This window comes from Microcoleus sp. w2-18bC1 (assembly GCF_036700365.1).
Classification (GTDB): Bacteria; Cyanobacteriota; Cyanobacteriia; order Cyanobacteriales; family Microcoleaceae; genus Microcoleus.
Genome location: NZ_JAUBOS010000030.1, coordinates 28,320 through 53,093 on the forward strand (window position 1 = coordinate 28,320; position 24,774 = coordinate 53,093).

22 protein-coding genes and 1 pseudogene are annotated in these 24,774 nt (G+C 44.2%); 7 read left to right on the forward strand and 16 right to left on the reverse strand.

All coding sequences use genetic code 11. From position 1 onward, the window contains the following. Positions 1–56 precede the first annotated feature (56 nt). The 3 genes from QT979_RS16800 (at position 57) to QT979_RS16810 (ending at position 4,023) form a co-directional block, all read left to right on the forward strand. Positions 57–1,031 (forward strand): Npun_R2821/Npun_R2822 family protein, encoded by a 975-nt coding sequence (locus tag QT979_RS16800; protein ID WP_333311128.1) that lies wholly within the window; start codon positions 57–59, stop codon positions 1,029–1,031. Next, positions 1,028–1,960, forward strand: a complete 933-nt coding sequence (locus QT979_RS16805) for an Npun_R2821/Npun_R2822 family protein (protein WP_333311130.1) — start codon at positions 1,028–1,030, stop codon at positions 1,958–1,960. Before QT979_RS16800 ends, QT979_RS16805 begins: the two co-directional genes overlap by 4 nt. 164 nt (positions 1,961–2,124) lie before the next feature. After that, positions 2,125–4,023, forward strand: a complete 1,899-nt coding sequence (locus QT979_RS16810) for an Npun_R2821/Npun_R2822 family protein (protein ID WP_333311132.1) — start codon at positions 2,125–2,127, stop codon at positions 4,021–4,023. Between the two features lie 124 nt (positions 4,024–4,147). Here QT979_RS16810 and QT979_RS16815 read toward each other — a convergent pair whose 3' ends face one another. The 5 genes from QT979_RS16815 to QT979_RS16835 all read right to left on the reverse strand — a co-directional run bounded on the left by QT979_RS16815 (position 4,148) and on the right by QT979_RS16835 (position 9,187). After that, a complete protein-coding gene (locus QT979_RS16815) occupies positions 4,148–5,098 on the reverse strand; it encodes an NAD-dependent epimerase/dehydratase family protein (protein ID WP_333208714.1) in 951 nt (316 codons plus the stop codon). 303 nt (positions 5,099–5,401) lie between these two features. Beyond that, a complete protein-coding gene (locus QT979_RS16820) occupies positions 5,402–5,821 on the reverse strand; it encodes a hypothetical protein (RefSeq protein ID WP_445304792.1) in 420 nt (139 codons plus the stop codon). A 107-nt stretch (positions 5,822–5,928) separates the two neighbouring features. Next, positions 5,929–7,605, reverse strand: a complete 1,677-nt coding sequence (locus QT979_RS16825; protein ID WP_333311134.1) for an AarF/ABC1/UbiB kinase family protein — start codon at positions 7,603–7,605, stop codon at positions 5,929–5,931. 36 nt (positions 7,606–7,641) lie between these two features. Then, positions 7,642–7,818, reverse strand: coding sequence for a hypothetical protein (locus QT979_RS16830; protein WP_333311136.1), 177 nt, complete (start codon positions 7,816–7,818; stop codon positions 7,642–7,644). A gap of 211 nt (positions 7,819–8,029) precedes the next feature. Continuing rightward, positions 8,030–9,187 carry a DegT/DnrJ/EryC1/StrS family aminotransferase gene (locus QT979_RS16835; RefSeq protein ID WP_333311138.1) on the reverse strand — a complete coding sequence of 386 codons (1,158 nt, stop codon included), beginning with the start codon at positions 9,185–9,187 and terminating at the stop codon, positions 8,030–8,032. Between the two features lie 127 nt (positions 9,188–9,314). Between QT979_RS16835 and QT979_RS16840 the strand changes: the two genes are divergently transcribed. Further along, the gene (locus QT979_RS16840) at positions 9,315–10,094 is read left to right on the forward strand and encodes an ABC transporter permease (RefSeq protein WP_333104365.1); all 780 of its coding nucleotides are present in this window, start codon (positions 9,315–9,317) and stop codon (positions 10,092–10,094) included. Positions 10,095–10,281: 187 nt separating this feature from the next. Beyond that, the gene (locus QT979_RS16845; RefSeq protein WP_333311139.1) at positions 10,282–10,923 is read left to right on the forward strand and encodes a Uma2 family endonuclease; all 642 of its coding nucleotides are present in this window, start codon (positions 10,282–10,284) and stop codon (positions 10,921–10,923) included. 113 nt (positions 10,924–11,036) lie between these two features. On the opposite strand, the gene QT979_RS16850 is transcribed toward QT979_RS16845, so the two are convergent. From QT979_RS16850 to QT979_RS16880, 8 genes and pseudogenes are all read right to left on the reverse strand, one after another. Beyond that, positions 11,037–11,804 (reverse strand): hypothetical protein, encoded by a 768-nt coding sequence (locus QT979_RS16850; RefSeq protein ID WP_333208704.1) that lies wholly within the window; start codon positions 11,802–11,804, stop codon positions 11,037–11,039. After that, a complete protein-coding gene (locus QT979_RS16855) occupies positions 11,797–12,705 on the reverse strand; it encodes an ATP-binding protein (RefSeq protein WP_333311140.1) in 909 nt (302 codons plus the stop codon). The genes QT979_RS16850 and QT979_RS16855 overlap by 8 nt, the downstream gene beginning before the upstream one ends. A gap of 78 nt (positions 12,706–12,783) precedes the next feature. After that, a pseudogene (locus tag QT979_RS29055) lies at positions 12,784–12,936 on the reverse strand (AAA family ATPase); the annotation flags it as partial. Positions 12,937–13,255: 319 nt separating this feature from the next. Beyond that, the gene (locus tag QT979_RS16860) at positions 13,256–15,145 is read right to left on the reverse strand and encodes a hypothetical protein (protein WP_333311141.1); all 1,890 of its coding nucleotides are present in this window, start codon (positions 15,143–15,145) and stop codon (positions 13,256–13,258) included. Positions 15,146–15,298: 153 nt separating this feature from the next. After that, positions 15,299–15,973 carry a nitroreductase family protein gene (locus tag QT979_RS16865; protein WP_333208699.1) on the reverse strand — a complete coding sequence of 225 codons (675 nt, stop codon included), beginning with the start codon at positions 15,971–15,973 and terminating at the stop codon, positions 15,299–15,301. A 162-nt stretch (positions 15,974–16,135) separates the two neighbouring features. Next, positions 16,136–17,119 (reverse strand): GntR family transcriptional regulator, encoded by a 984-nt coding sequence (locus tag QT979_RS16870; RefSeq protein ID WP_333084831.1) that lies wholly within the window; start codon positions 17,117–17,119, stop codon positions 16,136–16,138. 208 nt (positions 17,120–17,327) lie between these two features. Further along, positions 17,328–18,890, reverse strand: coding sequence for an adenylate/guanylate cyclase domain-containing protein (locus QT979_RS16875; protein WP_333311142.1), 1,563 nt, complete (start codon positions 18,888–18,890; stop codon positions 17,328–17,330). 184 nt (positions 18,891–19,074) lie between these two features. Next, entirely contained in the window at positions 19,075–20,463 is a 1,389-nt protein-coding gene (locus QT979_RS16880) for an aminopeptidase P family protein (RefSeq protein WP_333311143.1), read from the reverse strand. Between the two features lie 395 nt (positions 20,464–20,858). Here QT979_RS16880 and QT979_RS16885 point away from each other — a divergent pair, with 395 nt between their 5' ends. Then, complete coding sequence (locus tag QT979_RS16885) at positions 20,859–21,302, forward strand: DUF4332 domain-containing protein (RefSeq protein WP_333208691.1); 444 nt, start codon at positions 20,859–20,861, stop codon at positions 21,300–21,302. Between the two features lie 78 nt (positions 21,303–21,380). Then, entirely contained in the window at positions 21,381–21,740 is a 360-nt protein-coding gene (locus tag QT979_RS16890; protein ID WP_333208689.1) for a Spx/MgsR family RNA polymerase-binding regulatory protein, read from the forward strand. A 2-nt stretch (positions 21,741–21,742) separates the two neighbouring features. Here QT979_RS16890 and QT979_RS16895 read toward each other — a convergent pair whose 3' ends face one another. The 3 genes from QT979_RS16895 to QT979_RS16905 all read right to left on the reverse strand — a co-directional run bounded on the left by QT979_RS16895 (position 21,743) and on the right by QT979_RS16905 (position 24,589). Continuing rightward, entirely contained in the window at positions 21,743–22,159 is a 417-nt protein-coding gene (locus QT979_RS16895) for a GNAT family N-acetyltransferase (protein WP_333208687.1), read from the reverse strand. A gap of 105 nt (positions 22,160–22,264) precedes the next feature. Further along, a complete protein-coding gene (locus QT979_RS16900; RefSeq protein ID WP_333208685.1) occupies positions 22,265–22,864 on the reverse strand; it encodes a Uma2 family endonuclease in 600 nt (199 codons plus the stop codon). Positions 22,865–23,017: 153 nt separating this feature from the next. Continuing rightward, positions 23,018–24,589, reverse strand: a complete 1,572-nt coding sequence (locus QT979_RS16905) for an NAD(P)H-quinone oxidoreductase subunit N (RefSeq protein WP_333208683.1) — start codon at positions 24,587–24,589, stop codon at positions 23,018–23,020. Positions 24,590–24,774 lie beyond the last annotated feature (185 nt).

Consider the following 24,774-nt stretch of genomic DNA (forward strand, 5'->3'; position numbering starts at 1 on the left):
TCGGCGGTTGAAACCGCAACGACACAAACAAAGTCCGCCTTCGCGAGACTATAGATATGAATGGAATTTGCACGCTAGCCAACGATACAGTTTACGACCAACTAATTGCATTGCTCAACAGTATTGAAGTTATCTTAGGCTCCCATATTCCCGTCTGTATTTATCCGTTCGACGACCAAATAGAGCAAATCAAAGCTGAAATTGTTAACCGTCCCAACGTCTTTATTTATGAAGATAGCGCATCAATCCAGCGATGGGATGAATTCATGCAAGCAGCCGCACCAGAGCGTTTGAATCGCAAAAAATTCCGGCTTTACGGCGCACACCGACGCTTTTGCGCTTTCGACGGCCCGTTTGAAAATTTTATCTATATGGATGCGGATACTTTAGTGATGAATTCCCTTGATGCGGTTTTTCAGAAGTTAGAGGAATCGGATTTGGTGGTTTATGATTTTCAATTTTGCGACCAAACTAAAGTATACAATATTCAGTCACCAAAACTCCTCGAAGTTTTTGAAAAAAATCGGATAGACTCGGAAATATTTTGTTCGGGATTTTACGCCAGCAAGCAAGGATTGTTTGAGCAAGATACTAGGGAATGGCTGTTATCTCAACTGCAATCGGGCGAGGCGGAAATTCTCTATGAAGGTGCGGGAGAACAGCCTTTGCTCAATTATATGGTGATGAAAACGGGGATGAATAGCTATAATTTTGCTTACAGCCTCCCGGATGGCGAAAAAACCGGGTGCAGCGTCACTTCCAAACATTTTGAAGAGCAAAATCGGATTTTGTACGACAAGGGAAACCGACTTACTTACATTCATTATATTGGCGTGCCGCCGGATGTAATTCGGAGAGTTTGTGCGGGCGAAAATATTGAGTTTCCCTATCGCGATTTGTTCCTGCATTACCGCTATCTCCGCGAACCGGAAAAGCGTCCGATTTTTGCCCAAGCGCCAAAGTCTTATACTGAGGTTTCTGGGCCGAATTTGTTAAAAAGGGTATTGAGAAGGTTGAGGATAAATGTATGAGTCGCGGTATTTATATTGTTGCGAATGATAAGGTGATCGAAAGTGCGATCGCCCTTTTAAATAGCATACGTCTGTACAATTGTCAAGTACCTGTTTTTCTGGTTCCCTTCGACGACAATTATCTGCAAGTCGCAGCCGCCCTCAGCAGTCTCCACGGGGTGCGATTGTTCCCAAATCTGGAGTTTGTGGAACAGTTTACCAGAGAAATTGGCCAAATGTTCGATCGCAACTTTTTAGCCCTTCCTAACAAAATGCGGAAACTCGCCGCCTGGTTTGGCCCCCTTGACGAATTTCTGTACATCGATACCGATATCATTGTCTTTGAAGACATCGCAGCCAACTTAAACAAACTATCAGAAGTAGACTTTTTTTGCTGCGACTACCACCACCTCAGCGAAAAACTGCGAAATGTATTTTCACCTGCTGTACAACAACAGAATATCTTTACCGACTCCCAGCTTCAAGATGTATTCAACAGCGGTTTTTGGGCATCCAGAAAAGGAACTATTACAGAATCACAAATGTATGAGATTTTGCGAGAATGTTCGCAGCATCGAGAATATTTTGACTTTACTCAAAATGTCACAGACCAACCTATACTAAATTATATCATTCTTAAGCTGATTACCAAGCGCTGCAATCTTGTTAAAAATTCAGCAACTGAACCGGGAAGCTGGGCTGGTTCCAAGCATTTTCAAGAAATAGATTATGTTCTTTATGACAAAGGCAAAAGGTTAAAATATATTCACTGGGCGGGAATACCAATTAAATCCGGTAGTCCTTATTGGAAACTGTGGAAACATTATCGTTATCTCAATGAGGAACCACCAAATTTAGTGCAAAAAATATTTCGCTCTTTGCATGGTGTGTTGAGTGCTGTTATAATATGCGATATTGTATGGTGTGTTGGGCGCTGTTATAATATTTGATAAAGCTGAGATATCTGCCAGGAACCCAGGCAACTTGGGCGAGAATTTCGGTGCATTGGGCGCTGTTTTGATATTCGATAAATTCGATAAAGCCGAGATAATCCCCCAGTGCCCAACACACCCTAGCGGAATATTTGGTAAAGTATTTAAAAAACTTAAAAATCATGACAAATGGTATTTATATTCTAGGAAACGATGTGGTTTTTGACCACTTAGTCGCTTTGTTAAACAGTATCGAAGTCAATGGGGCAAAAGATATTCCCGTTTGTATCATTCCCTATGATGATAGACTGAAAAAAGTGCGAGGAGAAATTGCAATTCGTCCTAATGTCACCCTCTTTGACAACACCGATTCAATTCATTTCTGGGAAGACTTTGCAACTCAAGCTTGGAAAACTCATGCCAAAGCTCAAAAAGTATGGAAATCTCAAGGGTTGAAACCTGTTCAATGTTTGGAGATGCACCGAAAATTATGTTGTTTCGACGGCCCTTTTGATAAATTTATCTATTTTGACGCAGACACTCTGTTAATGGGTTATCTCGATTACATTTATCAAAAACTCGATGATTTTGATTGGGTAGCAAACGATTTTCAATACAAATCCGATCTCAATTATATATTTGATTTTTTCTCCCCAAAATTACCTCAAATTTTAAATATTGACCAACTGCAATCTCATACTTTTTGTGCGGGTTGGTTTGCGTCAAAAGCTGGGGTTTTTAATCGAAATAATTGCTCTCAATTTTTAGAAAATTTAACATCAGGAGAAGCAGAAATTATGTCTTTACGGGGCGCTGACCAATCTTTACTTAACTATTTACTCGCCCGCAGCAAAATATCTTTTTACAACTTTGCATATGCTCAACCCGAACAGGTAACGGGAAATCATTGGTCTTCTCAATTTGATGTGATAGATAATGTTTTATATGATAAAGGACGGCGGCTTACTTATTTGCATTACATGAGTATTTCGGCTGCAAAAATTAATCAATTGTGTGCTGGTGAAGATGTTGAAATTCCCTACCGAGATGTATTTCTGCACTACCGCTATTTGAAGTCGCCGGAAAAATGCCCCAAACTCAAATCCCCAAGTTTGCTAGTGCGCGGATACAGAAATGCCAAAACCTTTGTCAGGCAAAAAAATATCAACTTTAGGTATAGATTGGCAAATACAGAAATGAATATTTTGCGAAAAGCTGGCAGAAAAATTCGCAGTTTACAACTCAAAAATAAAGTTTACCAACAGTATTACAAAATTATGATGGACTTGCGGACAAGCCTTCTAGGCGTTCGCTTAATTTCAATTCGGCGTTTGTCTGTGGCTAACAGAAGTAAAATATCTCTAGCTATTACCCATTTTAACCGTTCTAGTTTGGTTGTAGGTGCATTGTGCAATGCTTTGTATGACGATCGCATTGATGATATTATTATTTACGATGATGCTTCCTCCCCCGAAGAGTTTTTTAGGATGCAAGCAAATATAGCAAACTTGTCACCTAAGATTTCTATCCGCAGAGGTGAGCAAAATTTTGGTGCGTATAAAAGCAAAATTATGGCGATTTCCCACTGCAAAAATGAGTGGGCAATTATTCTTGACTCTGACAATGCCTTGAGCGAAACTTATGTCGATAGACTCTACCACATAACTGCATGGAATCCTCAGCTAATTTACTGTCCGACATCCGCCAATCCCTACTTTAATTTTAAATTATATTCTGAGACAGAAATCAATATTGAAAAAGCACGAGAATTAATTCTAAATAATCCCAATCCTAAATTATTTCGCAATTTTATTAATGATGGCAACTACTTCGTCAATGTACAGAAATACCTGGATTGTGCCGAGGATAATCAAGATATTTGCGTGCAAGCTTCCGATGTCGCCGCTTTTAATTATTTGTGGTTGAAAAGTGGCGGCAGCTTGTATGCGGTGAGTAATTTAAGTTATTATCATCGGCTACATTCAGGCAGTTATTGGCTAAGTACAATGACTGATTCTAAAAAAGTTTTGAATAAAATTATCGAAGCCATTACTAATCACAAAAAATGCGATTTTTTATAAAAATTAATGGTATAATCGCAGCATTTGGATTGCAGAAAAATCTCAAAAGTTCGGTAATTCAAAAAATTAACAATGTTCAATTTAAGTTGCGGAATTTCTGGGATAGATAGCATCTAACTGTACTCTAACTGTACACAGACTGAATCCACTCCCATTCGCGCCTTAATCCTTCTTCTAAAGCAACCTGTGGCTGATAACCTAAGATTTTCTGGGCTTTAGACACATCCGCGCTAGTGTGCCGCGCGTCTCCCCTCGCAGCTTCGGTAAAATCTATCCGAATAGGTCGATCGACAATCCTTTGTATTGTATCAATAACTTCTTTTAAAACTACCCGACTTCCCCCACCAATATTAAAAACTTCCCCCGCAGCTTCCGCAACCTCAGCCGCCGCTAAATTCGCCGCCACGCAATCGCTGATAAACGTAAAATCCCGCGTTTGCAATCCGTCGCCGAAAATTGAAATCGCCTCGTCAAACAAAATCGACTTAAAAAACTTGTGAAAAGCCATATCGGGGCGCTGTCTGGGCCCGTAAACGGTAAAATAGCGCAGCGAAGTAGTCGGAAGACCAAAATTTTTGTAATAAAGCCCGCACAAACGTTCACCAGCTAATTTCGTAATTCCGTAGGGAGAAACTGGCTGGGGACAAGCGTTTTCATTCGTGGGAAAAGATTCAGCATTGCCGTAAATTGAAGAAGAAGAAGCATAGACAAACTTTTTCAATCTGGGCGCATCTTTTGCCGCTTCTAACAATACTTGAGTGCTGTTAATATTGCGTTCGGTGTAGCTGCGAAAACCGTCGCCCCAGCTAGCACGAACTCCTGCTTGCGCCGCCTGATGAAATATTACCTTAGCATCGGATAAAAGCGATCGCCAATTTAGAGACACAATATCGCCCTCCACCAATTCAAAACCCGGATACTTTTCAAATCGTGCAATATTTTTGCGCTTGAGATCCGGATCGTAATAATCGTTGAACTCATCAACACCGATCACCGTCTCCCCTCGATTTAAAAGAGTTTCTACTAAGTTAGATCCAATAAATCCCGCCGCACCCGTAACAATTAAAATACTCATTCGATTTTAGATTTTAGATTTTAGATTGTAAAAAAAATACACAAATTATTGCCTAAGCTATCATCTTCTTCTTTCTCTTCCTCTGCGTTCTCTGCGGTTCAAAAAGCATCAAATTAGGATAATCCTAGATAACTAAGCTGTTCGGCATTTAAAAGAGGATAGTAGGGTGCGGAGCGTAAATAAGCGTTTCCCAAGTATAGTAAGTGTTCGAGCTGACGCACCTTACCTGGATCGTTAATGGTTTAAATGTGTAACAGCTTATCAACCCCCTTGCTTCTCACAAAAGAGGTTGATAGTTAGCTTTCATTGTTCAAAAGAATCTAAATCCAGCGCTTGGGAACCTCCGCGTTCTAACTCGATCAAAAGCTTACCTAGCTGAGTCCAAACTAGCCAGCCCGTGAGTACCGTCAGCGGCAAAGCTAGGGCATAACAAAGTAGTTTTGGGAAGCCAAAAATCTCCATTCCAGAAGCTAAAAATACGCAAATACCGCCAGCCATTCCCAGAAAAGGTATGACCAATTGCAGCCTTGGCAGGTTAGCCAAGGTGCGAGTAGAACGATTTTTAGACCACTGTTGTACGGATTGTTTGAGAGTTGCTTCAAATGCTACGCCGGAAGCCATACCTGCTAGTAATCCAGCCGACATAAAAAAATAGGGAGGTTCTGGAAAATAATACACGAATAATTCCTTAATTGGGGGAATGGGGAATGGGGAATTGGGCATGGGGCATGGGGCATGGGGCATTGGGTATGGGGAATTAGTTATTAGAACCAACAACTAACAACCAACAAATAACCAATGACTAATGACTAATGACCAATGACTAATGACTAAAATCGAGTTAGCGCGGCTGCTCCTGCTGTGGAAAACTCCGTCAAAGCGCCTAGAGCAACGTTGAACAGGCGACCGGGCTGCAAATCTTCCTTGACTAAGTTCCACAGGCTGCGAACTTCTTCGGTGTGAATTCGATCGTCCTCAATCAAAGCTAACATTAGCTGGCGTCTCAAAAACGACCCTTCCTCTGACAGCAAAAATTGCAAGCCTAGTTGGGCGGTGGGGAGCAAGTCGAAACTACGATCCGATCGGGCGATCGCGATCATGTCCTCTAACCTGTTCCACTGGAATTTGCCATCTTTGAATAATACCTCAATCAGACGCCGCCGCAGTGCCGGAGATTCTCCGTTCAACAAACGCCGCGCTACATAAGGATACGCCACCTCGACTATCTTGAAATTCGGATTCAGCGTCAGGGCCAAACCTTCTTCTGTCACCAGAGAACGAATAATTAAGGCAAATTTCGCCGGCACCCGGAAAGGATAATCGTACATCAACTCCGAAAACTGGTCTGTAATCGTCTTGAAGTTAAAATTTGACACATTTTCGCCGACGATATCACCCAGTACAGATTCCAACGCCGGGACGATCGGCATAATATCTGTATCTGGCGTCAAAAAGCCAAGTTTGACAAAATCCTTGGCTAATTGTAAGTAATCTTTGTTGATCAAATGAACGACAGAATCAACCAAAGTTTCTTTAGTTGTTTCTTCCATCTGATCCATCATCCCAAAATCAATGTAAGCCATGCGGCCGTCCGCTAAGGCAAACAGATTTCCCGGATGGGGGTCAGCATGAAAAAATCCATGTTCCAGCAACTGTCGCAAACCGCTGCGGACTCCGACTTCAATTAAACTATCGGTATCCAAACCTGCGGCTTTAACACTTGCCATATCTGTCAGCTTGATGCCGTCAATCCATTCAAGAGTCAGAACGCAATTTGAAGTATAACGCCAGTAAATGCTCGGAACTTTTACTGTCGGGTCGTCGGCAAAATTTGTCGCAAATTTCTCGGCGTTGCGTCCTTCATTGATATAATCAATTTCCTCGAACAACTTGATACCGAATTCATCGACTATTAAACAAAGGTCGTGACCGAGATTCAGCGGCAGCAACGGGCCCAACCATCCAGCGGCCCAGCGCATTAAGTAAAGGTCAAGGCTCAAGACTGGCAGCAAATTCGGTCGCTGAACCTTGACGGCTACTGTTTCCCCGGTGAGGAGGCGAGCTCGGTAGACTTGACCAAGACTTGCCGCGGCGACAGGTTCGGGGGAGATTTCGCTGTAGGTTTCGCTAATTTTGCGATCGAGTTCCGCTTCAATAATCTCGAAAGCGCGCACCGAGTCAAACGGCGGCAATTGATCCTGAAGTTTGATCAATTCTTCGAGAAAGTCTTTGCGGATCAAATCCGGTCTGGTAGAAAGGGCTTGACCGACTTTAATGAAAGTGGGGCCCAAGCGAGTGAGTATTTGTCGCAGGTGGGCGGCCCGTTCCGGCTGGTGTGCTGCGACTTCGTGCTGCCAACTGTCCCACAGCATCCCCAGCACAAAGCCCGCAAAAGACCAAATAACGGTAATTGCGCGCCAAATTGCTTTCCAAGGACGTTTGCGGTAATAATGAGCGATCGCTTGTGGATCGTAGCGTCTAGCCTGAGTGAATTGATACTGAGGCACTCGTTTATTTTCCTCTTATCTTCTGAAAATTACAGGTTAAATTGAGAATTGGGCATCGGGCATCGGGCATCGGGCATCGGGCATCGGGCATCGGGCATTGGGGATTGGAAGTCGAAAATTCAACCATTCTTTATTTTTCCTTCTTCCTTCTTCCGACTTCCATCGGGCTTCTTCCCTCTTCCTTCTTCCTTCTTCATCATTGACCGATCGCATTTCAAGTTTTAGGCGAGCGGAAAATGCACCCGTTCGAGGCGGATTGCTAGCCTAAATTTGTTTCTTTTCATTAAATATAGTACATAAAAGTACAAGTGATCGGTCAAAATACTTAACAGCTCTCCCGGAACCCTGCACATTCTCACAACACTGCAACCCTGCAATTCTTTTCTCCTCCTGCATTTCCCTCGCTGATGCCATCGCGCCAAAGCTACCGGATGCGATCGGCCTTTGCCAAGCAATCTTTCAGACCATAAATCGTCCGCTCTTGTTGATCCCTCGACAGTTCCGGGAACATCGGCAAAGACAAGACTTCGCGACAAACTTGCTCAGCCTTTGGCAACTGACCTGCTTGATAACCCAAAGATTTGTAAACAGGTTGCAGGTGCAAAGGTAACGGATAGTAAACCATCGAACCGATGCCGCATTCCTGCAACTGAGCCCGCATCCAATCTCGAAAATCGCCAGAGGCATTTTGCGCTTCTTCTGGACTTGTCAGCCGGATCGTGTATTGATTCCAAACTCCTTTTGCTTCGGGCAATTCTTTGGAGACGGCAACTCGGGGCACGCGGGAGAGAAATTCGGTGTAAAGTGTCGCGATCGAACGTCGCTGGGCGTTCCAACTGTCGAGATATCGCAATTTAATGCTGAGAATCACCGCTTGCAGGGCATCTAAACGGCTGTTGTACCCGATTTCTTCGTAGAAATATCTAGAAGACTGTCCGTGTTCTTTGAGCACTCGCATCGAAGCTGCGAGGGCTGGATCGTTTGTCGTCACCGCGCCACCGTCACCGCAAGCGCCTAAGTTTTTGGTGGGATAAAAACTGAAGCAGCCAATATGACCAATGCTGCCGACTTTTCGAGACTGCCACTGGGCCCCGACAGATTGGGCGCAATCTTCAATTACGGCTAAATTGTGCCGAGTCGCAATTTCCATCAACCGAGTCATGTCTACCGGTTGGCCGAAGATGTGGACGGGCATAATTGCCTTGGTTTTGTCGGTAATTGCCGCTTCGAGGAGCTCGACATCCAGATTAAAAGTCTCACTGTCAATATCGACAAATACTGGAGTCGCGCCGACGGCGCTAATTGTCTCAGCCGAAGCAAAAAAGGTAAAAGGAGTGGTAATTACTTCATCGCCGGGGCCAATTTTGAGAGCTCGCAAAGCCAAAATCAGGGCATCGGTGCCGGAGTTGCAGCCAACGCACTCGGAAACTCCCGTGTAGTCGGCGAACTCTCGTTCAAAACTCTTCACGGCCGGGCCACCTACGTAGCCGCCAGAGGCAAGCACTTTTTGCACCGCAGCGGTTATCTCGTCGCCAATCTGGGCGTATTGGCGGGTTAAGTCGAGGGGGGGAACATTATTCACTCTTCACACCATAAATTTCAAGCATTATCAAAGCAAATTCTTGCAGCAAAACTGTTTCCCTGAAACGTTTATTCAAATATCTTATATTTGGACAGGCAAACAATCACATTATCGAAAGGGTGGGCCGGTGTTAATTCTGCTAGATTTTACAGATTTGGGTTGGGCTTTGGGGATGGTGGCGATCGCGATCGGGCTTTCGGCGTGGCAGGGATTGGGATTGGAGGGGGCGATCGCGATCGCCGCAGGGCGCACCCTGATCCAGCTAATCTTAGTCGGGTACGTGCTCGCAGTCATATTTGACCCGGAGGGGAAAAATCCTTGGCTGGTTTTAGCAGTTTTAGCAATCATGCTGACAACAGCTAGCATGGTTGCCAGTAACCGCATCAGCAAAAAAATCAAGAACTTACTGCCCTTAGTTTGGGGTTCAATTTTGATAAGTACGGCCTTGACTCTCGCCTATACAAACTTGCTAATTTTGCAACCTGACCCTTGGTACGAACCGCAATACCTGATTCCTTTAGCGGGTATGATTTTGGGCAATGCCATGAACTCCGGGGCGATCGCCGGCGAAAGACTTGTCAGTACAGTTAATAGCAGCCAGTTAGAAATAGAAACCCATTTAAGTTTAGGTTCGACGCCGCAGCAAGCAGTAAAACAGTACCGCAAAGATGCCATCAAAGCTGGATTAATCCCGCTCTTAAATACAATGACGGTGGTAGGAATCGTAACTTTACCCGGAATGATGACAGGTCAAATGCTGAGCGGTGTCAGTCCTCTTGATGCAGCATCTTACCAGATTTTGATTATGTTTGTGTTAGCGCTGGCAACTGTAATCGCAACTCTGCTGTTGACTGAGGGATTGTCCCGGAAGTTTTTCAATCAAGATGCACAATTGATCAAATGGTAATTGGGAATTGGGCATTGGGCATTAGGCATTGGGCATTGATAATTGGTAATATAATGTAGGTAGGAACTTACGTTGGGTACTATTTTTATGAACAGGCAAGATGCCTGTTTCACAAAGACTGAGTTTTATTGTGGGGAGTAGGGTTGAGCGTCTCGCCCGCCCCGGTCATAACTAAGAAGAAATAGCCATGATTCAAAGTCCAACTCAACCAGTAACTTTTGAACAATTTGTCGAATGGAAACCAGAAAACCGACGTTACGAACTGCACAACGGAGGAATTATTGAAATAGCCCAGCCACCGGGAAAACATGAAGAAGTTATCGGTTTCTTAGCCTCGGAATTAACTCTTGAATTTGTCAGGCTAAACCTTCTGTACCTAATCCCCAAACAAGCATTAGTTAAGCCATCAGAAAACGAATCAGCTTATTCCCCCGATATTCTAATCTTAAATCGCTCAAATTTAGCATCAGAACCTCTTTGGGAAAAGTTCTCCACGGCGACTCAAGGCGCATCAATTCCCCTCGTTGTTGAAGTCGTTAGTACCAACTGGCAAGATGACTACATCAAAAAAGTAGGGGAATACGAAATAATCGGGATTCCTGAATACTGGATTGTGGATTATCTTGGTTTGGGCGGCCGCAGGTTTATCGGGAATCCCAAGCAATCAACGATATCGGTTTATCAGTTGGTTGAGGGCGAGTATGAGGTGAGTTTGTTTCGGGGAAATGATAGGATTGAGTCGCCAACTTTTCCAGAGTTGAATTTGACGGCGAAACAAGTTTTTCAAGCTGGATTGACTGCGGATAAAACTGCTGGGGATACCGATTAGTTTTGAATGAACAGGACTTATGCAATAAGTGATTTTACTCGCTACTGATAGCGGTAAGGCGCGCAGTGCAAACCGGCAATATAGAGGTGATGCGTAAATCGTGAATTACTTTTTTAGTCAGATAAAATGATGGGAATTAATCGTTCCTCGATTTCATCAATATAGGCTGTTAAGCCTGTATGAACACCTTTTTTTCGTAGAAATTCCAGAGGCGTGTCTTCCCAGCACTGTTGTTCGCGCTCCATTCTGCCACCTGTTAGCTTTTCGACAACAACTTTAGGATTTCTAATGCGATCGGGTTCTGTCAATGAGTTAGAGCGTAGTCTGTGTGACTCCTCGCAAGGATTAAACGTCAATTCGGTCGTTATCTCTTGAAGAATTTGTTTTTCCTCTTGATTAGATGGAACAAACCCATTCAAAACCCAGGCTTCCCGCATTCTGTCGGGTGTACCAATAATAATTGCTAATTTAGGTTGTTGATCGATCTGTTCTAAACGTGCTTGCTCGATATGTTCTCTTCGCTGAGGTTGATTGTCTAAATCACGCATAAAAATAACGGCTTTAATATCTCTCTTTTGTTTGTATTGTAGAAAGCTGATTAACTTCATAATTTTATAAGCTGATTGACCATCAGTTTTAAACTTTCCATTTGATCTGATGGTGGGAAATTTAAATTTATCGGAAAGACGTTTAGTTATATCATCGATATTTTTCCAGCAAGAATTCTCTGTACCAGCTTCTAAACCACTCCATTGAAAGTGGTGTTGCAGGGTCTCATGCTCTAACCAATCAATTTTATCCACAAAAAGGCGCTCAGCTAATTTAGTAGCGGTTCGTGCATCTGCGCTACTTTCTACAATCACCACAAACTCATCAATCATTTATTTCTCCTGCAACCACCCAATCTTCTCCCTCCGCATCCCAGAATTCTCCGGTGGTTAAAGTTTGTTTTGCCCATTCTACATCAGGATGTTCATCCAATCGTTTGCAACGAGTCACACCTGAATAGTTGTTACTTAATACATGAACTTGAGAAGGCGTAAGTTCATCCACAATATAGGGAGAATGAGTCGAAAAAATAATTTGCAGATTGGGGTTGGCTTGAATAATTTCCTTAAAAACAGCGATCAATTCTCGTTGCGCTTTGGGATGGAGTCCCTGCTCAATATCATCTAGTAAGACTAAATTAGGTTGATTGGGATTCATCAAAACAGTCAGTAATCCGAGAGCGAGCATTGTTCCTTCGCTTATGGCATGGGCTGGAATACGCTTACCAGTATTCATGTCTAGGACAACTTCTTGCCCTGCAATTTCCTGACTTTCTTCGTAGGAGATAGACTTTCCATCGACTTCGATTAAGCGTTGACGATTGACCATAACTTTAGCTCGCCTTACCCCTACCTCGCGTACACCTGGTACAATCCGTTTCAACATTTCTTGTAAAGATTGAAATTTATCTGGAGCTTCGTCACGAAGATAGTCTAAGGTAGGTGCTAACCCGGAACCATCGAACTCAACTCGCGGTGTAATTGCATCACTGTAAGCTGCTTTAGCAAGGTTAGTAGCTACTAGCTTCAGGTGAACTGAGTATCTCAAAGATTGGGGTATGGGATCTGGAGCATTGCTCAACGAGCTTTTCCATCCTTCTAAACTCCCTTCTTGATCGACTTTCCATGATGCTTTCGGGAACCAAGGAGGATTAAACCCTTGTTGCCAGTGATAGGAAGCCTCCCACTTTCTTTGATTATGATATCTCCAGAAACCTCTGCCAGTAACAGACATATTATTTTCTCCACTGGTTGTAAGAAATTCCGGGGCTCTTTCATACTGAAAAATATGTGCAAATGATGATTTATCGTAATTTGCAAGTCTACTAAGATAATGTAATGCTTGCAAGACTGATGTTTTACCAGAACTGTTTTGTCCTACGAGTGCGTGTAGGCCTGAACTATCTAAACTAAGTTCTGTATCTTTATGACTTTTGAAGTTATGAAGTTTGACCTTTTCTAGCATTTGATTGCTAACATCCTTTTATACAGTTTGATTGCCGAGCTTGTAGTCTGTGTTAACGAAGGAAGTCAGGACTTACTCAAAAAGTGGTTTCACACGCTACTTATAGCGGTAAGGTGCACAATGTGCACCCTACGTATAGAGGGCAGTTGGTGATCGCACTCCGACTCAAGAAACCAGGTTTTTTACCGAATCTGCGGGCTGCAATGAGGTATTTTGGTTAAAAAACCCGGTTTCTGACCATCCGTGCGTCGAGGACTAAAACAGCGAACAAGGCCAAGGATAAAAATAGGACGATCGCACTTCAACGCACTTCAACGGGCTACTTCGGTTCGTGACTCCCAATTCGCTTGCCTTCGCCATCGTACACCTGCATCGGGATTTTGGCGTTTTCGGCGATCGCCTCCAAAGCTTTTTGCAATGTTTGAACGTGCTTTTCTACAGCTTGGCGAGTCTTCACAGCATTGTTGTTGTTTGCTTGGATGAAGGTTTGTTGCAGTTTCTGCACGTAACCTGGAGTCATCTGCACAGCAATCAAATCTTTGCTAACAGTATAGTCGCAAATCTTGGGGTTGCCTTTGCAAGTTCTATCTAAATCGGTGCGGGCTTTTTGCAGGTTCCTTTCTTCCTGCAACTTTACTTCTGCTTGCTGCAATGAAGTTTTGTAGGAAGCGATCAGCGGTTGGACTTTCTGGGAATATGCAGTTGCTGCCGGCACTTGCTCCGCGTAACTCAAAGCTCTTCGCCAGGATTCTGATGCTTTAAACCAGGCGTTTTTGCCCTCAAAAATTTGAGCTTCCGCTGCTAAAGTTACAGCTTGAGTATACGCATTTTCCGAAATTCCTTCGACATTTTTGCGCTCGCGAGCTTCTGAAAGTTTGGTTTCGTATTTGGGAACTAGCAGTTTAGCTTGTTGGTAAGATGTCGTGTTCGTGGGAATTTCTGATAGGATGTCGAGGGAGTCTTCCCAACCTGATTGCACTTGATCCCAAGTCTCGGCTGTCTGAGCTACGGCTTCGCGAGCTTCTGCTATTTGGGCTCTACTTTTGGCGGCGAGCAGCGTTTTTTCCGCTTTTTTCTCTGTGCTTAACTGCCGATTTCCTGTTGCTACATTCTTCCGGTATTCCTGCTTTTTTTTCTGAGCAAAAGCATAAACTGGACTGTCTGTGGGGATTTCTCCGAGTTCGGCGATCGCACTTTGCCACAGAGCTTGCGCTTCCTGCCCGTCCTCAGCCGAATAAGGCGGATTTTGGGTTTTTTGGGATGCTGACTGTGCGAGGCGCGCTGCATCGATCGCAGAGTTTAAATTCTGATTTTGCGAACGGTAGCTTTCCAGGGCGCTTTGAGCTTCACCGCGATGAATTGACCATGAGGGAATCGGTTCCAAAAGGGCGATCGCCTGTTTTAACTGTCGCTGCGCTTCTTGGGGACTGTTGGCAACTTTTGACGTTTTCAGCGTCTTCGTCGAATTCTCGCTCAACTGTTTGGCATTAGCTAAAGCACTACATCCTCCGATGACGCAGGGTCGGCTCAGCATATAATAACCGCCTGCCAAAACTAGCGCGGCGACACTGATGATTCCTGCAGCAGCCAGCATCGCAAACGGTGAATGCTTGGGTTTTTGGGCAACTGTTACCGCTTCCATATCCAGCGGATTGAAAGGATTGTCTCCAATATCTGCCGGGATTGCAGCTACCCTAAAGGCGATCGGATCGGAATTGCTGGAACTCTCAGACAAATTGGGGAAATATTCTTCATCCCACGTATCTTTCCCATCTGTTTCTAACGGTATCTCCTCCTCTAGATCCGCCGTCTCGGCAACATTTTCTGTTAAGACTATCCCGGTTTCTTCTGCGGGTATATTCTCGCTTTTTTTGAACAACTTCACTGTTTTTGGTTTTGACAAAACAGGGTTGTGCATGGTAAAAGAATGGAAAGCATAAGGCTGTTTTTGCCCGGTAATTTTTAGGCAAAGTCCAATCTGTTGAATAGATTCTGGTTCTATTTCAAGAATTGCTGCTTCTAGCACCGCAAAAGTCGGTTTGGCTTTGAGAACTAAACTGCGCGGGTGTTCTCCCACAACCGTTAAAGATTCATCTCGAAAATCACAACTAATATAAAGCGGTAAGTTTTTAAATCCGGCTGCTTGCAAGTGTTGCTGCAATTTTACTTCTAGAATTTGTGCGTTGCTTTGTCGCGTTGCTACTGTCATATTTTCTCCTCTGTCTGATCTCACCACTTGAAATTTTAGATTTTAGATTTTAGATTTCGGATTGCGAAATCGTCGGTATTTCCGATTGGTTTGAACTTGTACCGACTCCTTCAACTCTCAGCTCTCAAATCTTAACTCTCAAAATCTTAACTCTCAAATCTCAATTTGCAATGCCTGCCCATAACTTTCGCTGTAATAAACTTGAGTCACGTCAAAACGTCCGCCATATTGTTTGAAAGGTTCTGCTGCATAACCAAGCGGCAGCAAACAGCAAACATCTACTTCTTCTGGAATTTGAAAGGCTTCTTTCACCTTAGCGCTGACAAAACCTTCCATCGGACAACTGTCTAGCCCAAAACTTTTAGCTGCAATCATTAAGTGAGCTACTGCGAGCATTGTATGTCTGTTTGTCCAAGTTTCTAGGGAATCGAAGCAGGGACGGTTCTCGAACAATTGCGGGATTGCTTGTCGCATATAACCGGCTAAATTGTCATTCATTGCGCCTGCTGCTTTGCCCAATTCGATGACGGCTTCGGTATTTTCGGGGCCGGCGGCGCGTCGATCGCCACAGCAAATTAATACTGTTGGGGCTTCTACCACTTGGCGCTGATCGAAGGCGCAAGCTTTTAATTTTTGTTTGCTGGCGGGGTCTTGAAGTACGATAAACCGCCAAGGCTGCAAATTGTAACCAGAGGGCGATCGCACTCCCAACCGCAAAATCTCTGCCAATATGGCTGGGGGAATCGGATCTGGTTTGAAGCTTCGGGCGGCGCGGCGACTTTCGATCGCGGTTTTAACATTAATTGAAGGTTGGATTTCAATTGTCATGGATAATTGGTAATTGGTAATGGTAATTGGTTATTGGTAATCGAGAATTGAGAATTGGTTATTGGAAATTAGAACAACAACTATCAACTGTCAACTGTCAACTGTCAACTGTCAACTGTCAACTGTCAACTGTCAACTGTCAACTGTCAACTGTCAACTGACTTACCCCAAGCCCAACTCGCGCTTGAGCAAATTAATCGACTTAGATCCGATGTAATTTTCGGAGCATATCAGTTGCGGGGGACGAATAATATCTTCTCTAGCCGCATTGATGGCAGCTTTTACTGTAGCAAAACTCGGTTGGTCGCAAAAAATTGTTCTAGCCGATCGCACGATCGAGTTAATCTTGTACTCGTCTGACACCAAGGCCGTCATCACCAGCAAATCCTCTCCCCGGATGCTGTGGATGATGACTTCGGTCGATCGTAGCATTCCCGGACTCAGGCTGACGAGACCCAAATAACTGTCTTTGGGCAAACTCCCGACTAGCTGAATTTCCTGGCTGTAGTCGTAGATGTCTACGGGAATAACTCGCACAGAACGCGGTGCCGAAATCGATTCTGCTTCTCCGATAAAATATCGACTCGTGATCACAGTTCCCGAAGAGATTTGATCCAAAAAAGTACCTAGCTGTTCCATCGGCACTAACTGTATGGGAATACGGAGAGCTTGTTCGAGTTCTTTCGCCATCAGCTCACCCACGCCGATGTCTTCTGTGGGGGCTGTGACGACCACGCGGGCGCTGCACCTGAGCCGCCAGTCAATTTCGGCCAAAAATAATTCCCTCGCTTGGTTGAGCGTACAGCCCTGTCCCAGCAGTTGATCGATACTTCCTTGCACTATTTTGTTGGCAAGGGGATATTCTTCGAGAATCGGAGATTTGAGTTTGTTGCCGTGTTCGTTGCCTAGGGCGCGGACGTAAATGCCCGATCCTGCTTGCGCTTCTACGAGTCCGGTATTTTCGAGCTGGCGGTATACTTTGCTGATGGTGTTGCGGTGCAAACCTGTCTGCATGGCTAGCTGTCTGGTGCTGGGCAAGCGGTGTCCGGGCGGAAATTGTCGCGAGGCGATCGCAAACCTGATTTGATTGAATAGTTGGGTGGATGCTGGAATATCGCTATCTGTTTGAATATGAAATTGAACCATTATTAAAGGCTCCGACGACTTCAACTTAGTATTTATATAACCTCGAGTACCGCGCATAGAATTGCTCGGATATCTCTGTCTATAGCATAATCTTATTTGGTTGATCTGCAGCAGCCGTTCTACCACAGGACGATCGCGCCGAAGAAGCGATCTATCGCAGCCTCCGGCATTTCCTCTACAATCAGGTACTTTCCAGTCTTAGTTTTATTTACTCTGCAATTTTGAGATCGCTTACTGTGTTTCTCCCCATCAGGAAATAAGTTTGCATTTGCCCTTGACCTTTAATCTCGATCTCGCCGCGATCTTCAAATTCATATTTATCATGCAGCAACTTATGAGTATAGTGGCTGACTTGAATGCGACCTGTTATGCCGTGAGATTCCATGCGGCTGGCTGTATTCACGGCATTTCCCCACAAATCGTAAATGAATTTTTTAGTGCCGATTACCCCCGCTACCACCGGGCCGCTATTAATCCCGATGCGGAGGTCAAATTTCGCGTCTAGCTTTACATTTAATTCTTTAATTGCTGCTAGCATATCCAGCGCCATTTCGGCGATCGCCTCTGCGTGGTCTGGACGTTCAATGGGAATACCGGCTGCTACCATGTAAGCGTCCCCGATCGTCTTGATTTTTTCTAAGCCGTGCTTCTCACTCAGTTGGTCAAAAGCTGAGAAAATTTCATTTAGCAAGTACACTAATTTAGTGGCGGACATGGTAGTAGAAATTTGGGTAAAATTCACCAAGTCAGCAAAAAGAATTGTGGCTTTTTCAAACTTGTCTGCAATTACCCCCGGTTCGTGCTTCAACCGATCGACGATCGGTTCGGGCAAAATATTTAGCAGTAAACTTTCAGTTTTTTTCTGTTCTTTCCTGAGTGCAGATTCGATCTGCCTGCGCTTAGTTATATCATGAAAAAACACAGAAATGCCGTCGTGAGAAGGAAAAACCCTGACTTCCAACCACACTTTTAAGGGACGATAATATTTTTCAAAAGCCACTCCAATTTGTTTGGCTACAGCTTCATGATACTCTTTATAAAAATCAGAATTTACGAATTCAGGAAACTCTTCCCAAAAATTTTTACCATAAAGTTCTTCCTGCGAGCGCTTCAAAAATTGGGACCCTTTGTAATTGATGTAAGTAAATCGCCACTGAGTGTCGAAAGCAAAAAAAGCATCGCTCATTCCTTCTAAAAAATTGACAATTTGCTCGTCGGTAGAACGGAGTTTCTCTTCTACTTGTTTGTTCTTGATCTGTGCACGCTTTAATTTAGTCAGATTTATTCGCAACTCCATGTGGTTGATAATTTGCCGTCCTAAAGTCCGCAGCGCTTCTAGCTGTTCTGGGGTGAGATTACGAGGAACTGTATCTATCGCGCACAAAGTGCCAATCGGATAACCGTCAGGAGTTACTAGCGGGGCTCCAGCATAAAATCGAATATTGGGATCGGAAGTTACTAGCGGATTGCCCACAAAGCGATCGTCATCTAGAGCATTGGGTACAACTAGCAATTCGTTAGGATTTAAAATAGCGTGGGCGCAAAAAGCTAACTCTCTCGGAGTTTCGGGCGCTTCCAGACCAACTTTGGATTTAAACCACTGTCGGTTAGAATCTATTAAGCTTACTAAAGCAATAGGAGTGCCACAAATATAAGATGCTAAAGCTGTTAGATCATCAAAAGCGGCTTCGGCTTCTGTGTCGAGAATGTTGTAGCGGTGAAGTGCATCTAGCCTCTCTTCTTCGTTGCTGGGCAAAGGTGCAGCTTGCATGGGAGGCCGCGAGGATATAGGTTTACGAACACTGCGTGGAAGTATTATTGCTGCGAATTTTCTGACTTGCGAGAGCACTTTTTTAACTAATATCAAAAGACTTGTTGGCCAATCTTTATTCATCTTGATTTATTGTTTTTCACCCCTGATGGAACTGCGTATGTGTGATCGAAGTAGGCTATACTTACGTATTTACCGCAACTAACTCCTCAATCTCCGGAGCTTTTGTGGGCAATTTCCCTGTCAATACTTCTCTACCGTCATTGATGACAAGTATATCATCTTCTATGCGTATCCCCCGCACATCTGCAAATTTTTCCAAATCCTCCCAGTTTACGAAATATTCATATTTGGCGCGGTTTTCTGGGTTATTTAAGATTGCCGGAACTTGATAAAATCCCGGTTCGATCGATACCAGCATTCCCGGATGCAAAACTCGATTCAACCGCAAAAATCCCAACCCAAACCGACTGCTTCTGGTTCTTCCTTCTTCATAGCCAGCCAAATCGCCTAAATCTTCCATATCGTGAACATCCAAACCGATTAAATGTCCGATACCATGTACAAAAAACAGCGCGTGAGCATCCATCTCTACCAAATCTTCAACATTGCCGCGCAAGATGCCCAAATCAACTAATCCTTCCGCCATAATTCTAGCAGCTAACAGGTGAATATCTTGATATTCCACCCCCGGACTAATTTTATCAATACAAGCATCGTGTGCTGCCAGAACTACATCATAAATCGCTCTTTGAGTCGGAGAAAACTTGCCAGAAACCGGCCAAGTGCGAGTCACATCAGCCGCCCATCCCGTTGATGTTTCCGCACCCACATCTGCTAACAACAAATTTCCGGTTTGTAGGGGATTGTGATAATATTCGCTGTGCAGCACTTCTCCATGCACCGTCACGATACTAGGATAGGCATAGGTCATATTTTTGGAGATGATGACACTTTCCATTGCAGCGCGCACCCCTGCTTCAATTTGAGCATTTCGAGTTGCTGCCATACCCGCTTTGTGAGCTTCTACAGTAACAGCGGCAGCTTGACGCAATTCGACCAAACTGGCTGCGTCGTGGCTCAGGCGCAGAGATACGATCGCCTTGGTTAATTCTAGGTCGATTGCGGTTGGCGAATTGGGCGGTGCCAGAGGGCGATCTAGAATTTGAGACTGTTGCAACTGAGTCCAAGAATCCTGAACTGCGATCGTTGCTGCATTTGTAGATCGCGATTTCAATGCGGCCATTGGGAAAGCAGCATCAGCCCCAATTAGTTCGGCAATTGCTGCTCTTTTCGGCATTTCTCCGTGCCAAAGCGTGCTGCTAGCAGGTGCGTCATCTAAGAACAATTCTAACTTGCCCGATTCTAAGCGAATGGCAGCATTTTCTAAGGGCAAACCAGCAAAATATAAAAAGTGACTGCTGGCACGAAATGGATAAGTAAGTGCCGGATAATTGCGAGGAATGCTGCGCCCCGACCATAAAATTACCGGAAAATTAATTAAACTAGCCAGTTTTTGCCACCGTTGCTGTAAAGTATGAGTTAACAAATCATCACCTTGTGTAATTGTCATGGGTAAAAACCTATAATTTTGAGTTGGGTTTGCAGTCAGCCACAAGTTTTTGCATTCTCAGCATTAAAAAACTAAAATTCGGACTGCCAACTTGGCAGGCATTTTTGAGGAAATCCTCATCGGTCACTTCTTTTTTGCTAGCATTTATAAGCTGTCTTTTTTAGAGTCTTTCTCGTCATCGCCGGGATGATTTGGTTAAGCAGTAAGCCTGATCACTCTCAGTAAAAACAGGCTAAAAGTGTTTTTCTGCAAGCAATGAGCAGAAATGTCACAACACCCGCAATTAGTCAAATTCCTTGGTCTGGTTTTTGTTGATTGGGTGGCGTGAGCGATATCCTCTATTGACTGTTTGATATATGAGACTTTAAAGTATAAGTAAAATTAACTGAAAAAACATGAAAATTTCTCATAAAGCTCCTCAAACTTCTGTGCAAGTACGCGACTGGCCGATCTCACATTTACCGGGATTGAGCAAGGAAAACCAATCTCAACTGGAAGAGTGCAGCATCACCACAACCGGACAACTAATTCGCATGACGAAAACGCAGGCGGCGAAAGTGTTGCTAGCCCATCAATTACAGATTAACATTCAATATGTTAATAAATGGGTAGCGATGGCAAATTTGGCTCGAATTCCGAGTGTAGGCTGTCAGTATTGCGGGCTGTTACTGCACGCGGGTGTTGCTTCGCCGGCTCAATTGGCTCAAATGCCCGTGGAAAGATTGCATCAACAAGTTTTAAGGCTGCACGTAGCGACGATGCAGCGCAATGACTTGACTCCTTCAGTCGATCGCGTGCAAAAATGGGTTCAACAAGCTAGATTAGTCAGTAGTCATTAGTTAGTAGTCATTAGTCAGTTGTTAGTTGTTATTAGCAAACAGTCAACAGTCAACAGTCAACAGTCAACAGTCATTATTATGTCAATTCAAGTTTACGGAATACCGAACTGCGGCACCTGCAAAAAAGCTTTCCAGTGGCTCAAAAATAGCGATGTTAATTACGAGTTCATTAACACCAAAGAACAGCCGCCGACTCGCGAAACAATTCAAAGCTGGGTAGCTGCTGTGGGTTTTCAACCCATGCGAAATACTTCCGGTCAATCTTACCGCGCTTTGGGCGACGACAAGAATAATTGGACTAGCGAACAGTGGGTAGAGGCTTTTGCAAAGGATGCGATGCTGCTGAAACGTCCTCTTTTCGTTAAAGATGGAACGGCTGTTTTAGTAGGTTTCAAAGAAGACGCAATTAGAGAAAAATTGGGGCTTTCAAGGGGCTGAGTTCAGCCTGTTGTTCGCCGCATAAACTTCATCTCGCCCACATCATCTGTGAAACCCCAACGCTCGTAAAACGGCATCATGTTGGGCAAACAATTAAGAGCAAAGTTCTCGACAGCTTGCAATTCTGGATGATTTAAAACTGCATCCATCAACTTCGCACCCAGTCCCATCTTTCTGTGCGTCGGCTTGACAATGACATCAAAAATCATCGCTCTGTATACGAAATCGGTGATAACGCGAGTAAAAGCAATTAGTCGATCGCTCTCATCGACCAAACCAATGATAACATCAGTTGCAGCCAGCATTTTCACAACATCCTGCCGCGTCCGCTTGTCGCTCCAAAACTCGTTTTTGTACAAATCCATCAAGTCTGAAACCTGGCTGTCAGCCAAAGTTTCGACAATTCGGTAGTTAACCATATCTTCCCTCATAAAAATTAGAAGACTCAAGTCCTGACCACCAACCAACTTATTATTGTTTTACTGTTACCAAGCTAGACATTGCATCACCCCATAGCATGAATTTTACTGCTGTACTTCCGTTTCCTGGGTTTCAAATACAACCAGCTCATAAATATCGAGCATCGACATTTGCACTTCCACTGAAGCGAAGGAAACTATTGCTGATTCTCCCTCATATTCCCGAAATAACCATTCATTTGATTCTGTTTTAATATATTGTGCGACTAAAAACTCAGATTGATTGACTAACACATATTCACGGAATTCAGGGATCGATCGATAAAACCGAAACTTATCCTCCCGATCGAAATCCTTGGTAGACTTAGAAAGCACTTCCACAATCAGCACAGGATTGAGTATTTCATCTTTCCGTCCCTCTGTGCAAACTAATTCTCCTTCAACTACCATCACATCTGGATAAGTCCCGCGTCGATACCGAGGAATCCACAACCGCAAATCGCTCATAAATGGTCGGGCATTCTTTCCCCGCAAAGCAGATTTTAATAACGCATAAATATTACCGATTATCTGGCTGTGATTAATACTACCACCCGTCATTTGTACAATTTCTCCATCGCGGTATTCATTTCTAAACTCAGCATTTTCCTCTAAGTCCCGGTACTCATCTGGAGTATAAAACTTTTCCTTACTTTGTACTAACATTGTTGCCTCTGTACTAACTTTTATCTGCGTTTATCTGCGTTTATCTGCCTACATCTGCGGTCAAAAATCATAATTAACAGTATATCACAACAAAAAAGAAACGCCCAACTGCAAAGAGTCAGGCGTTTTCCACTATTTCACAAACAGGAAAAATTAATCCCGGCGAGACACCAAATTCGATTCAATTTTCGCACCCACAACAGGTTGCACCTGACTCAAAGCCGACTGCAACATGGGAGTTTTGGTAACAGCATCATTAGCCAAATTAAACAAAGGGTTCGACAAAATCCCCGCCAATGTTGTCGCCACCAAGGTGAGTACAACGCTGACTTGCAAAGGCCGCATTCCCTGAAGGTTCCAGCGAACTTCGGGATAATTTTTTACCGCGTCTGACATTTCTTGAGGTTCTTTTACTACCATCATCTTGACAACGCGGATGTAGTAGTAAATCGAAACTACGCTGGTAATTAATCCCAGAATAACTAAGCCGTAAAGTCCTGCTTGCCAGCCGGCCCAGAACAGATAGATTTTGCCGAAAAATCCAGCCAGGGGCGGAATTCCACCGAGAGAAAGCAGGCAAATACTTAAGGCTAAAGTTAACAGCGGGTCTTTTTGGTACAAACCCGAGTATTCGCTAATTTGGTCGGTTCCAGTCCGCAGCGAGAACAGGATGATGCAGGCGAAAGCACCCAAGTTCATAAACAGGTAAACCAACATATAAAATATCATGCTGGAGTAACCGGCTTCTGTTCCTGCAATCAAACCCAGCATTACAAAACCGGCTTGGGCGATCGACGAATAAGCCAAAAGCCGCTTCATGCTAGTCTGGGCGAGGGCAACCACATTTCCCAACACCATACTGAGAATGGCTAAGGCCGTGAACACGAACTGCCACTGTTCGATAAGTGCGGGGAAAGCAGTTGTTAACAAGCGGATTGCTAGGGCAAAACCGGCTGCTTTGGAACCGACAGAAAGAAAGGCAACAACGGGTGTAGGAGAACCTTCGTAAACGTCAGGAGTCCACTGGTGAAAGGGAACTGCAGAAATTTTGAAGGCGATGCCGGCGATCGCAAAAACCAAGGCAATCACCAAACCGAGAGATTGACCTTCATTCACAGTAGAAAGGTTAGCAGCGATCGCACTTAACTGAGTTTCGCCACCCGACAACCCGTACAGCAGCGAAAGCCCGTAGAGAAACACTGCCGAAGAAGAAGCGCCAATTAACAAATATTTCAAAGCAGCTTCATTGGAACGCGGGTCGCGTTTTGTGTAACCCGTCAGCAAATAAGACGAGATACTCAGAGTTTCCAACGAAATAAAAATCATCACCAATTCATCAGCGCCGCTGAGGAACATTCCCCCCAAAGTAGCGGCGAGTAAAATGCCGATGAATTCCGCTAAAGCAGTACCAGTTTGCAGTACATAGCGGACGGATATCAAAATAGTGACAGCCGCAGTCAAAGCGATAATGCCACGAAACACTAAACTCAAGGCATCGCTGTTAAAACCGCCTAGAAACGAGATGGTATCAACGTTATCCCACTGCAAACACAAGGCAGCGACGGCGGCCAACAAACCCGCAACGGCAACGTAGGGAGTCCAACCCGAGGAACTGCGGCCTACGATTAAATCGCCGACGAGAACCACCAAGAGGGTGATGATGACAATTCCCTCTGGCAAGATAGTTCCAGCATTTAGCTGGGCAGCAAGAGTAGCAAAATCCATATTTTCAGGCAGGTTGGGTAGTACAGACCGAAAAGCCTGTGATGGACACAGAACTCGTAAAAATTCTTTACCAAACAAAGATTGTATCGCGGAAGCTCCCTCGTGCTCTCTGCGTTGCGAGTGTGAGCTTGTGTATTACAATATAATACAAAGAAGTAGGTTCGCAGTTGCGCGTTGACTCGTCG